The following is a 13,468-nucleotide window of genomic DNA, read 5'->3' as shown; positions in this document are numbered from 1 at the left end:
AGAAAGCAGGTCGAGATGTTATTATCCTGTCACAATATATGCAAATCATTTGATGGAAAAGATATTTTAAAAAATGCTTCTTTTCATATAGAAGCCAACGAAAAAGCTGCAATTGTTGGTATTAATGGAGCTGGGAAATCCACTCTGTTAAAAATAATAATAGGACAATTATCAGCTGACGATGGCGAAGTTACTTTTGCCAAAGATACAACTTTTGGATATCTTGCTCAAAATCAGAATATTGATTCTAGCAATACAATATATGAAGAACTTAAGCTTGTAAAAAAAGATATTATAGACCTGGAGCTAAAAATCAGAGAAGCCGAAGAACAAATGAAAGTTCTGCAAGGCGATGAACTTACAGATTTGATGAACAAGTACACTTCAATGACTCATCAGTTTCAATTACAAGACGGTTATGCCTGGCAAAGTGAAGTATCAGGAGTTGCTAGAGGTCTTGGCTTTACAGACGAAGAATTTTCAAAACAGATTGGTTCTCTTTCAGGAGGACAGAAAACAAGAGTTGCTCTTGGAAAACTCTTATTACAACAACCTGATTTAATCATCCTTGACGAGCCTACCAACCATCTTGATATGAATTCCATAAGCTGGCTTGAAAACTATTTACTAAACTATAAAGGAGCTGTTCTTGTAGTATCTCACGATCGCTTTTTCCTTGATAGAATTGCCGGCAAAATTATTGAAATTGATCAAATGAAGGCTGATACATATAATGGTAATTACTCTTTTTATGCAAAAGAAAAAGAAAAAAGACGTGCAATTGCATGGCATGCCTATATTAATCAGCAACAGGAATTGAAACATCAGCAAGAGGTCATAGATAAGCTAAGAAGCTTTAATCGTGAAAAATCGATCAAACGAGCTGAAAGCAGAGAAAAGATGCTCGACAAAATTGAACGTCTTGAAAAGCCTTCCACCATCGATGACGAAATGAAAATAAAGCTTGTTCCATCTTGCGTATCAGGAAATGATGTTTTGCATATAGAAAACCTTTCGAAATCTTTTGAAAGTGCAACTCTTTTCAAAGACATTTCTTTTGATATAAAAAGAGGAGAACGTGTTGCAATCATCGGTGATAATGGAACCGGTAAAACAACAATGTTAAAAATAATTAATGGCATAATTCCAGCTGATAGCGGAAAAATAACCTTAGGAACAAAAGTTAATCTTGGCTACTACGACCAGGAACACCACGTTTTACACGACGACAAGACTTTATTTGAGGAAATATCTGATGAGTACCCGGATTTATCAAATACTCAAATAAGAAATACTCTTGCAGCATTTTTGTTTACAGGAGATGACGTATTCAAAAGAATCGGAGACCTTTCTGGTGGTGAAAAAGGTCGTATGTCCCTTGCAAAACTAATGTTGTCACAGTCAAACTTTCTGCTCCTTGATGAGCCTACAAACCACTTGGATATTACAAGTAAAGAGGTTCTTGAAAGTGCACTAAACGGCTATGAAGGTACCGTTCTTTATGTCAGTCATGATAGATATTTCATAAATAGAACTGCAACTAGAATTCTAGATTTAACACACGGTGTTCTAATGAATTATCTTGGTGATTATGATTACTACCTAGAACATCAACCAGAAAGAATGAATAACCTTTTAAATAATGCAAACCTTGCGACAGCAACTTCTGCATGCTCAGGAGTTCTAATGGGCGAAGATTCTTCCAACAAACAAGGCACCATGCATGCTAACAGTTATCAGTTTAACGAAGAGACAAAGTCCATAAGTTCACAAGCCGACTGGAAAGCTCAAAAAGCTGCTCAGGCTTTAAAAAAGAAAAAAGAAAAAGCTCAGAAGGCCTGTGAAGAAGAAATTAGCAAACTTGAAGCAAGAAATGATGAAATAAACAATGAAATTTCACGGCCTGAAATTGCTTCCAATCTTGCTGAATTAAGAAAACGAACAGATGAGCAGGAAAAAATTCAGGCAAAGCTTGAGGAATTATATGATACTTGGGCGGAACTTGCAGAAGAATAATTCTGAAAAAAAATGCTCCATGACTAAACGCCATGGAGCATTTTCTTTATATCAAATCTTAAATATACTAAGAGCTTCACTTATAGTCTCTGCAGACTGTGATACTGTTCCTGCAGAGCTGTCAACTGCTGCACTATTTTCAGCAATTCTGTTAGCACTATCTACAAGAGATTCAACTGTAGCTGATATTTCTTCAGAACTTGCTGACTGCTGCTGTGAAATAGCTGCTACGGAAGATGCGATTCCGTCAACATTAGACATCATCTTAATCATTTCATTCATTGTATTACCAGTATTTGTAAGTTCACTATATATAGTATCAAATGTCTTCTCTGCCACAGTAACCGCTTCACTGCTTTGCGATATAGAATCCATATTTTTCTGCGATTTATCTGACAAAGAATTAATTTGCGCTGTAATATCAGTAATAATAGCATCAATTTCTTTTGTAGCTTCACCACTGTCGGATGCAAGTTTTGCAATTTCACCTGCCACAACCGCAAAGCCTTTTCCAGCTTCGCCTGCTCTTGCAGCCTCTATTGAAGCATTAAGTGACAAAAGATTGGTCTGCTGAGCAATAGAATTAATCATACTGATAATTCCAGTTATCTTTTGTGCAGAATCTCCAACTTCAATTACCACATCATTCATATCAGTCATCGATTCAACAATGCCAGTCATATTATTCTTAACTTCACTCATGTCTTTCTTACCAGAAACTGCAGAATCAATAAGATTTGACATAATATCATTTGTAACTTTGCCTTTATCCGTTAAATCGCTCACTGCACCCGCAAGTTCGGTAGCATTATTTGCAAGTTCGGTAACTGCACTCGTCATACCATCCATTGCTTCTCTAATCTGAGACATATTACTTGACTGTTCTTTAGTTTCATCACTCATCACCTTTGATGCGTCACTACTAGCTCTAGCTTCACCAAGAAGATGACCTGCAGTACTTTGAATATCATCAATTGTATTACTCATAATCTCGATGTAATCACGCATTTCATCTCGGATAAGTCCAATTTCATCTCCATTTCCTTTTGGCAATTTAACAGTAAAATCTCCTCCGGAAATTTTAACAATATTCCTAGAAAGTTCCTGAACAGGCTTTTTAACAATCTTATTAATGGATATGAGAATGATAGCACCAATCAATACAGTCATAACAATCATAATTAACATACATACAAACTGAAAGCTATTAAGGTCTGCAAGAATAGATGCTTCTCTTACTGACGAAATCAAAATCCAATCAGTTCCAGGAATCTTACAATATGCTACGTAATTATTTGATCCGCTATTATTTTTGAGAACAGCCACTTCTGAATTACCAGAATCTACATATGATTTGACAGATTTCAAATAATCATTGCTAGTTTCAGATATCTTTTTTCCATCTAATGTAGTATCAGTATGTGATATTATCATATCACCTGAGATAACTGCCGAATTTCCGGTTCCAAGAGGTTTGAGTTCTGCATTTACCTTGGCGAGACCATCAAGGTATAAATCTATACCAACAACACCCTTACGACCATCTTTGGTATCACATTTACGGCAAAATGTAACACAAAGATTATTGGTCGTCGCATCTACATACGGAGCTGTCGTAGTCATAACAGTATAATTCTTTCCTTCTTTAAACCAGCCTCGTTCAGTAGGAAGCCAACCAATATCATCCTGACGATGACCGTCAGCAAATATATAATCATCATCTTCCCATCCAATATACATCCCACCACTTGCTTTTTCAGAATAATGCATTGTGTGTTCAAGAAGATTCTGAATTTCTTTATTGTCATCAAAAGTCATTGTTTCAAGAACAGTTGTCGCCTCTTCCGCTTTTCCTATGATGTCCATGACTTGAAGACCAAATGTATTGGCATTGGCTCTAGTCTCATTTGTTAAATCCTCTTTAGCCTGCTTTACTATAATATCCTTAGCCTGAAAAGTCAAAAACATAATAATAAAGGCAATTCCTAATACTGTAACAGGCAATAAAATTGACAATAATACAGTACTTATACTTCTTTTAACTTTTTTGTTTGAACTTCCCTGTGATACATCTTTTTCACTCGACATTTTTGTCCCTCCTTGATGAAAGAAATCTCTACCATACATAAAAAATATCGGACAAAAAACTCATAAAATTAGCGGAAATTTAACAAAACTCAACAAAAGTTTAATTAAATTTCCGCCATTTTAAAATACTAATATAATCAATATCAAAAACTTACATTTTCATACTCTTATCAAAAATAAAAATAGATTATTTTTCAAGATTTTCTCTGATTGCAAGTATAAATTCTTCAGTATTTAGCTTTGTTACGTTCTCAAGAGATGTAATAAGCGCAAGGTCGCCTGTCATTTTACCAGACTCAATAGTTGAAAGAGTTGCCTTTTCAAGTTTGTCAGCAAACAAAGACAGTTCTTTATTAGAATCAAGCTCTCCACGCTTTCTAAGCGCACCTGTCCATGCAAAAATTGTTGCAACAGGATTGGTAGATGTTGTTTCACCCTTCAAATACTTGTAGTAATGGCGTTGTACAGTCCCATGTGCTGCCTCATATTCATATACTCCACTTGGAGATACCAAAACAGAAGTCATCATTGCCAGTGAACCAAACGCTGATGATACCATATCGCTCATAACATCACCATCGTAATTCTTGCAGGCCCAGATAAATCCTCCCTTTGACTTCATTACTCTGGCAACAGCATCATCAATCAACGTATAGAAATAGGTAATTCCAGCCTTTTCAAACTTTTCCTTATACTCATTTTCAAACACTTTATCGAACACTTCTCTGAACTTTGCATCATAAACTTTGCTGATAGTATCTTTAGTAGCAAACCACAAATCCATTTTCATATCAAGTGCATACTCGAAGCAACTATGTGCAAAACTATCAATAGACTTATCTTTATTGTGCATTCCCTGAAGAACACCAGGACCTTCAAACTCATAAATTGTCTGTCTTATTTCCTGTCCATCTTTTCCTGTAAAAAGAAGTTCTGCCTTTCCTTCAGAAGGGACACGAATTTCAACATTTTTATACACATCCCCATATGCATGACGAGCAAGTGTAATTGGTTTCTCCCAGTTTCTTACACATGGCTCGATTCCTTTTACCATTATAGGAGTTCTGAATACAGTACCATCAAGAATTGCTCTGATTGTACCATTCGGACTCTTATACATCTTTTTTAGATTATATTCTTTAACTCTGTCGGCATTAGGTGTAATAGTTGCACATTTTACAGCAACACCATACTTCAAAGTTGCATTTGCACTATCAACTGTAACCTGATCATCTGTTTCATCTCTGTGCTTAAGTCCCAAATCATAGTACTCAGTCTTTAAATCAACAAAAGGCTCGATAAGATTTTCTTTAATGAGCTTCCACAAAATTCTTGTCATCTCATCTCCATCCATCTCTACGATAGGAGTAGTCATTGCAATTTTTGACATAGTATTATTCCTTTCTCACAAAATATCATTTTTCTGTTAAATCATTATAGATATTGAACATATTGTTTTTTTCAATATTCTTATATGCATTAAGAACATGTTCTGTAGCAAGTTTTTCTGCAAGCATTTCATCTTTATTCTTTATAGCATTCAAAATTCCCTCATGCTCTTTGTCAGATTCCACCCCGCGTTCTGAATTTAAACTTTTCTGCCTTATTCTCCAAACATAGTTGTGATAATCTTTCAACGTATGTTCGAGTATTTTAGAATGACAAGATTCATATAAAATGGTATGAAATCGGTTATCACAAACAGGGCGCTGACTCGTCTGACCTTTCTGTGAATAAAAAGAAGCAAGATATACCGCTTCTTCCATTTCTTCAATTTGCTTTTTAGTTATATTCTTGCATGCCCAAAAAGCACACAGCCCCTCAAGCCTTGACCTTATGATATAAATATCCCTAACATCACTTGCACTTATGCTGTTAACATATGCACCTCGATTAGGTATTATCTTCACAAGTCCCTCTAGTTCAAGCTGTCTTAATGCTTCTCTAACTGGTGTTCTTGAAACTCCGAGCTCTTTCCCAATAGCAACTTCTCTAAGCTCTTCATTATTTTTGTAATAGCCATTTAAGATATTTTCACGAATTCTGTGAAAAACGCGTGCCCGTAAAGAATAAATGTCACTGCCTTCAATATCTTTTTCTTCCATCTCCATTGTTCTCCCCACACAGCTTAACAAAAGCAAATATTTTTATTTTACCAATTATCTGCATCACTTTGACGTATTAAAGCACTGTATGTGTATCATTGTATGCAATCATACAATATGTGTCAAGGAGATTATTTATCCTCTTTCAAGACAAAATTAATCAATTCACCTGATACAAATATAATCCTAAATTTATCTAAAGGATTATTCATATGTTCTCTACCCTTAAGACTATCATAGGCTTTACTAATTATTTCTTCTTTTGATAACGAAATATCGCAAAAAATACTGCACCTTGTTTTACCATTAACCTGTAAAATATATTTTGTCATTGTAACATTATTTTCAAGGGCAATTTCCGGCATTTTAAAAGAAAAAATACTTTTATTACCAAAGAGTCTCCCCCATAATTCCTGACAAATAAATGGAGCAAATTCAGCTAACAAATACAAATAAACAGAAAACAGTTCAAGGAGTTTTTTTAGTTTCAATTCTCTTTTATCGTCTGCATTTTCTTTTTCCAAGGAAAGTGCATGGCAGCCCTTGTGATCAGTAAAACCTGCATCTTTTTCAAGTTTCCTTATGCCTGACATAAAAAGAGAAACTATGTTATGATACTTTTTCTCTTCTTTAGCTTTCAATAGTTTTTGATATAGATAAAAAAGGTCATCATTTATAGTTTTATCAAAATTAGGATTTAATTCTTTATCCTCAAAGAACTTTGATAAATGATTTCCAAGTCTCCATACTCTCATTAAAAAATGATACACAGAATCCGCCTGATCATCTCCAAATCTCAAATCAGGCTCTGAAGGAATCATGAACATAACATATAGTAAAATACAATCTCTTCCATAATCAAAATACATTCCATTAGAAACTGTATACTTTCCTACAATCTCTTCCCAGTACTTATTAAAACTAATTGAACTTTCATCTTTGATTTTTTTCCATTTATCCTCAATTTCTGCCGGATTATATGGCTCAACTTCTTCATTAGTAACTGACATATTTTTCCTCTTAAATACCTTATATTTTTTACTATTTGCCGTTTTTTAATCTCAAAAAAAGCAATAACAATAATTTTAATACATTTTGCTTTCTAAAGCAAAATCCGGCTAGGGTGCACTAATGCACTCAGCCGGAATAAAACTTAATAGTTACTTACAAGCTTCTATAAATAGTAGCCTTGCAAATTCTTAGGATTCTGCATCGTCATCTTTTACTTTAGCTGCATATGCCTCAACTTCCTTTTGCTGAATCTCCTGAGGACACTGTTCATATCTCGCAAAGGAAAACTCAAATTCTCCTGCCCCTCCAGTCATAGAACGAAGTGTAGTTCCATATCCATATAATTCTCGCTCAGGAATATCAGCCTCAATAACCTCCTTATCACCATCAACAGGGTTCATGGATAGGACTCTTCCTCTTCTCTTGTTAAGATCCCCCATAACATCACCTGTTTTTTCCTCTGGTACAGTAACTTTAAGAGTAGCTATTGGCTCAAGAAGAATTGGTTCAGCTTTCATAAATCCATCTTTAAAAGCATTGGAAGCGGCAACTTTGAATGCCATTTCAGAAGAATCTACCGGATGATAAGAACCATCATACAAAATAGCCTTAACACCAACTACAGGATACCCTGCAAGAGGTCCTTTAAGAACTGACTCTGCAATTCCTTTTTCAACTGCTGGGAAGAAATTCTTAGGAACTGCTCCTCCAACAACTTCTTCTGTAAACTCATAAGGTTTCGACAAATCGCCAAGAGACTCAAATCGCATCTTTACATGCCCATACTGGCCATGACCGCCTGTCTGCTTCTTATATTTATACTCAGTATCAGACTTTTTCTTCAAAGTCTCACGAAATGCAACCTTTGGTTTCTTAAGCTCAATCTCAACATTGTATTCATTAAGAAGCTTACTAGCAATAACTTCAATCTGCAAATCACCCATCGCATAAATAAGAGACTGATGATTAGCTGAATCAGATACCACCTTCATCGTAGGATCTTCTGCCTGTAGTTTTGCAAGCGACTGAGCAATCTTGTCAATATCAGCTTTATTCTTAGGTTTATAACGCATGCTGGTATACGGAGTTGACAAATTCATACGAGCATACTGTACCGGATTAGCCTTTGTAGCAATTGAATCACCTGTCTTTAAATCTAGCTTTTGAAGTGCACACAAATCTCCAGCATGAACTTCTGATACTTCACAGGATTTATTTCCTCTCAAAAGATAAATCTTACCTATTTTGAGTTCCTTGTCCTGATTAGTGTCATACACTACATCATCTGTTTTGAAAACACCCGAACGCACCTTAATAAGGGAATATTTTCCAATAAACGGATCAACAACAGTTTTGAAAACAAACGCTGTTTTTGGCTTTGAAAAATCAAAGTCTGCATCGAATATTTCATTTGTTCTCATATCTATACCACTCATCTTACGATTTTCAGGAGAAGGCATATATTTTACTATATCATCCATCAGTGTATATACTCCTCTGCAAACGATTGAAGAACCCATTTCCACAGGAACTATACTGCCATCACAAACATTAGCGCGAAGTGCTGAACGAATCTCAGCTTCAGAGAATGTCTCGCCATTAAAATAGCGTTCCATCATTGATTCACTTGTCTCAGCTACAGCCTCCATCAGCGTGTCACGATACTGAGCAAGATATTCTTTGTTATAATCAGGAACTTCACATTCCTCAGCGTCTTTGTTAACCCACCTAAAACCTTTTTCCTGAATAACATTTACATAACCCACAAATTCTTCATTTTCACGAATAGGAAGATTGAATGGAGCAATTTTTTTGCCGTATAAATCAACCAATTCTTCGACTACCTGACGATAGGATACTTCATCGATATCCATGTCAGACACATATATCATCCTTGGAAGATTATACTTTTCACACAAATCCCAGGCTTTTTTTGTTCCGACTTCTATTCCATTTTTACCTGATACAACAATTATGGCTCCATCAGCAACACTTATTGCTTCTTCAACTTCTCCGACAAAATCAAAAGAACCTGGAGCATCTAAAATGTTGATTTTACATTCCTGCCATTCTAACGGAATTGTCGAAGTACTGATAGAAATCTTCCTTTTCTGTTCTTCCTTATCAAAATCACTAACGGTATTTCCTGCATCAACAGTACCTAATCTGGAAGTAACTCCTGCCAGATAGCACATAGCCTCTGCAAGTGACGTCTTACCGCTGCTGCCATGACCAAGTAATACTACGTTACGGATCTTATCAGTTGTATAAACGTTCATGTCTTGTCCTCCAGTATATGATTTTATTTAGATAAATTTGTGGGATTAAGAAAAAAGCTCCCCCAAGCACCTGTTTATATTGTACAATGAATAGGGTAAGATTTTCAACTGATATGTACTATTTTTACATTGATTTTCGCACTTTAATGTGTTATAGTGTAGTAGTATTTATATTTGGCCTTATAGGAAAATTCAAGCCTATTCAAACTAGTTTATGGGAGACTTAATAAAATGATTATAGTTATGAAAAGAGGAGCTGCACAATCTAGTATAAATGCAGTATCTGATTATATTGAAAGTAAAGGATTAAATGTTCATATCTCAAAAGGAACAGAACTTACAATAGTGGGTATTGTAGGTGATAAATCCAAAATCACAACGGATAACCTTTTAGCACTTCCAGATGTTGAGAAGATTGTTCCAGTTTCTGAATCATATAAGCTAGCAAATATTCAGTTTCATCCAGAAGAAACTACTATCAAAATAAACGACAACGTTTCTATTGGAAAAAATACTTTTACAGTAATGGCAGGTCCATGTGCTGTTGAATCTTTAGATCAGCTCATGTCAACAGCAATTGCTGTAAAAAAAGCCGGTGCTACTATTCTTAGAGGTGGAGCCTATAAACCTCGAACCTCACCTTATTCTTTTCAGGGACTTGGCATTGAAGGATTAAAGATGCTCAAGGCTGCAAGCGATGAAACTGGACTTGCTACAGTAACAGAAGTTATCAGCACCGCTTCAATAGAAGCCGCTGTAGATTATGTCGATATTCTACAAATCGGTGCAAGAAATATGCAGAACTTTGAACTTCTCAAAGAAGTTGGCAGAACCAATAAACCTGTTTTATTGAAACGAGGAATGTGCGCAACTATCGATGAATGGTTAAATGCAGCTGAATATATTATGTCAGAAGGTAATCTGAATGTTATTTTATGCGAGCGAGGAATAAGAACCTATGGAACAGATACTAGAAATACACTTGATTTGTCTGCTGTCCCTGTTCTTCGCGAACACACACATCTTCCAATCATAATCGACCCAAGCCATGCAACTGGTAATTACAAGTACATAAAGCCTATGGCTCTTGCTGCAAGTGCCTGCGGCGCAGACGGTCTCGAAATTGAAGTTCATAATGATCCTGCTCATGCACTGTCAGATGGAGCTCAGTCGCTTACTTTTGAAAGATTTAATGACCTTATGGAAACTCTTAAACCTTATTGTGACCTTGCTGGAAGAAAACTTTAAAAATGAAAAAACTAACCTGCTTTTTTTTAGGTCTTGGTCTTATAGGCGGTTCAATTGCCAAGGCACTCAAAACTGCTTGTCCCAAGATACAAATATTAGCTTATGATACTAACAAAGACTCTTTAGAACAAGCACTTAATGACGGGATAATTGATAACTACTATCTTGCAATTGGAAAAGAAATATCCGATTGTGACTATATTTTTTTGTGTGCACCTGTATCTGTTAATATTTCTTATCTGGAAAAGATTAAACCTTTCTTATCAGAGCATACAACTTTGACAGATATAGGTTCAGTTAAATCAGATATACATAACCACATTAAAAAACTTGGACTTGAAAATCAATTCATAGGTGGTCACCCTATGGCAGGAAGCGAAAGAATCGGATATACAAATTCTAAAGCTTCGCTCCTTGAAAATGCTTATTATATTCTTACTCGTACCCCATTAAGTACTGAGGAAAGGATAAAAGATTATTATAACCTTGTGAAACTTATTGGTGCGATACCTCTAATAGTAGATGCAAAAGAACACGACTACATTGTTGCTGCCATTTCACATCTTCCTCATGTGGTATCCGCATCGTTAGTTAATCTGGTAAAAGACAGTGACATGGAAAATGGTCTTATGAAAATGGTCGCAGCAGGAGGATTCAAAGATATTACACGCATATCCTCTTCCTCACCCATTATGTGGCAGCAGATATGCCTTACCAACTCCGAAAATATCACTCTTTTATTGGACAAATATATAGAATCGCTAACTACAATACGTGATTGTATAAATGAGCATAAGCAGAATGATATAATAGATTTTTTTAGTAAAGCCAGAAGCTATAGAGAGTCTTTTCAGAACACTTCAGCCGGTCCTATCAAAAAAGTCTATACTCTGCATGTTGACATTGAAGATCATCCAGGCATGTTAGCTGCTGTTGTTACACTTCTTGCTGCTCACAACATCAATATAAAAAATGTCGAAATCAGACATAACCGCGAATTTGAAAGCGGCACTCTTAGAATTGAATTTGAAAATGAGAAAGGTCAGCTTGAAGCCAGTGCACTTTTAAAATCACACAATTTTTTAGTAGTAAGTCAAAACTAACAAAAACACTCATAAGCAAACAGGAGTTCGCAATATGATTTCTTTATCCAAACTAAATCAACCTTTAAAAGGTGAAACATTCGTTCCCGGCGACAAATCCATCTCTCATCGAAGCGTAATGTTTACAGCTCTAGCTGAAGGAACATCTGAAATAACCGGTTTTTTGGAAGGCGCAGACTGCCTATCCACTATTAGCTGCTTCCAAAAACTGGGCATTCAGATTGAAAAAAGTATGCGCCCTACAAACGGTGTTCCGACTATTACAGTTCACGGAAAAGGACTTCATGGTCTTTCCAAACCAGAAGGAATCCTCTATACAGGTAACAGCGGAACTACAACAAGACTTCTTACAGGAGTGCTAGCTGCCCAAAAATTTTCATGTGATATCACTGGAGATGCCTCCATTGAAACAAGACCAATGGATAGAATTATCAAGCCTTTGACTCTCATGGGAGGCGATGTTAAAAGCGTTAACAATAACGGAAAATGCCCGCTGTTCATAGAAGGGAAAAACCTAAGAGGAATAAGCTATCATTCTCCTGTCTCTTCTGCGCAGGTAAAGTCTTGCATTCTTCTTGCAGGTCTTTATGCCAATAGTGACACTGTAGTATATGAACCTTCACTTTCCCGTGATCATACAGAAATTATGTTAAGGTCACTTGGAGCTGATATTCATACAGAAGGCGGTAGAATGGGCGAGGTTGCTGCTGTTCTACACCCAGGAATGCCTCTTCACGGCAAAAAAATAAACGTTCCTGGAGATATTTCCTCTGCAGCATACTTTATTGCTGCTGCAATTCTGGTTCCTGGATCAGAAGTTCTTATTCATAATGTTGGAATCAACCCTACAAGAGCAGGTATACTCTCCGCTCTTCATCAAATGGGTGCAGATATTGAATTGATTAATCAGAACACAGAAATGGAACCAAAAGCAGATTTATTAGTACGACATTCCACTCTCCATGGAAATAATAACGGCATATTCGAAATTCGAGGAAGAATGATTCCAACACTTATTGACGAACTTCCAATACTTGCTGTATTATGCGCAACCGCAAGCTGTACTACTATTATCAGCGACGCTGCAGAACTTAAAGTTAAGGAATCTAATAGAATCGCCACTGTATGCGAGAACCTTTCTAAAATGGGCGTTGATATAACACCAACCGATGATGGAATGATTATCCACGGTGGCAAACCACTTCATGGTGCAGAGATTAAAACCTATGGAGACCATAGACTGGCAATGTCTATGGCAGTTGCAGCATTAATTGCTGATGGAGAAACAACAATTGATGATGAAAAATGCGTCAATATTTCTTATCCGTCATTCTTCCAAGATTTAAAGAGACTATCAAAGTGATAAAAATCTATAGGTTATTGTTCTATGTAATCCGTTTTGCTGTTTGTATATTTCGTCGCAGACACGCTTTCGCTTGATTATAAACGTAATGGTACATAAGGTTCTAAAATACAGAACCTAAGTAAATGCGGCATAATTTAAACACTTTTAAATTATGTCGTCTGCCGTAGGCAGATTTAAAGGCATTATTTATGCCTTTAAACCCCAGACCAACGTTTATATACAGTTCTGCTCATGAAATATTACAAGCCAGCA

Annotated in this window: 9 protein-coding genes; 4 read left to right on the top strand and 5 right to left on the bottom strand. The window is 36.0% G+C overall.

Translation table 11 applies throughout. From position 1 onward, the window contains the following. Window positions 1-15 precede the first annotated feature (15 nt). The gene (locus G634_RS0116970) at window positions 16-2,016 is read left to right on the top strand and encodes an ABC-F family ATP-binding cassette domain-containing protein (RefSeq protein WP_026506271.1); all 2,001 of its coding nucleotides are present in this window, start codon (window positions 16-18) and stop codon (window positions 2,014-2,016) included. A 51-nt stretch (window positions 2,017-2,067) separates the two neighbouring features. On the opposite strand, the gene G634_RS0116965 is transcribed toward G634_RS0116970, so the two are convergent. The 5 genes from G634_RS0116965 to G634_RS0116945 all read right to left on the bottom strand — a co-directional run bounded on the left by G634_RS0116965 (window position 2,068) and on the right by G634_RS0116945 (window position 9,499). After that, a complete protein-coding gene (locus tag G634_RS0116965) occupies window positions 2,068-4,104 on the bottom strand; it encodes a methyl-accepting chemotaxis protein (protein WP_026506270.1) in 2,037 nt (678 codons plus the stop codon). A gap of 187 nt (window positions 4,105-4,291) precedes the next feature. Beyond that, window positions 4,292-5,494 carry an NADP-dependent isocitrate dehydrogenase gene (locus tag G634_RS0116960; RefSeq protein ID WP_026506269.1) on the bottom strand — a complete coding sequence of 401 codons (1,203 nt, stop codon included), beginning with the start codon at window positions 5,492-5,494 and terminating at the stop codon, window positions 4,292-4,294. Window positions 5,495-5,519: 25 nt separating this feature from the next. Continuing rightward, window positions 5,520-6,209 (bottom strand): GntR family transcriptional regulator, encoded by a 690-nt coding sequence (locus G634_RS0116955; protein WP_026506268.1) that lies wholly within the window; start codon window positions 6,207-6,209, stop codon window positions 5,520-5,522. 131 nt (window positions 6,210-6,340) lie between these two features. Next, window positions 6,341-7,219 carry a class I tRNA ligase family protein gene (locus G634_RS0116950; RefSeq protein ID WP_026506267.1) on the bottom strand — a complete coding sequence of 293 codons (879 nt, stop codon included), beginning with the start codon at window positions 7,217-7,219 and terminating at the stop codon, window positions 6,341-6,343. 189 nt (window positions 7,220-7,408) lie between these two features. Further along, window positions 7,409-9,499 (bottom strand): elongation factor G, encoded by a 2,091-nt coding sequence (locus G634_RS0116945; protein WP_026506266.1) that lies wholly within the window; start codon window positions 9,497-9,499, stop codon window positions 7,409-7,411. Window positions 9,500-9,730: 231 nt separating this feature from the next. On the opposite strand from G634_RS0116945, the gene aroF reads away from it, so the two are divergent. The 3 genes from aroF to aroA are packed head-to-tail and all read left to right on the top strand — an operon-like array spanning window position 9,731 to window position 13,213. After that, a complete protein-coding gene (gene aroF, locus G634_RS0116940) occupies window positions 9,731-10,747 on the top strand; it encodes a 3-deoxy-7-phosphoheptulonate synthase (protein WP_026506265.1) in 1,017 nt (338 codons plus the stop codon). Window positions 10,748-10,749: 2 nt separating this feature from the next. Then, entirely contained in the window at window positions 10,750-11,850 is a 1,101-nt protein-coding gene (locus G634_RS0116935; RefSeq protein ID WP_026506264.1) for a prephenate dehydrogenase, read from the top strand. Window positions 11,851-11,884: 34 nt separating this feature from the next. After that, the gene (gene aroA, locus G634_RS0116930; protein WP_051234235.1) at window positions 11,885-13,213 is read left to right on the top strand and encodes a 3-phosphoshikimate 1-carboxyvinyltransferase; all 1,329 of its coding nucleotides are present in this window, start codon (window positions 11,885-11,887) and stop codon (window positions 13,211-13,213) included. Window positions 13,214-13,468: the final 255 nt, after the last annotated feature.

Origin of the sequence: Butyrivibrio sp. NC3005, assembly GCF_000424545.1 — a bacterium.
Lineage (GTDB): Bacteria > Bacillota > Clostridia > Lachnospirales > Lachnospiraceae > Butyrivibrio.
The sequence above is the reverse complement of the archived record's forward strand: the minus strand, read 5'-3'. Positions and strand labels throughout refer to the sequence as shown.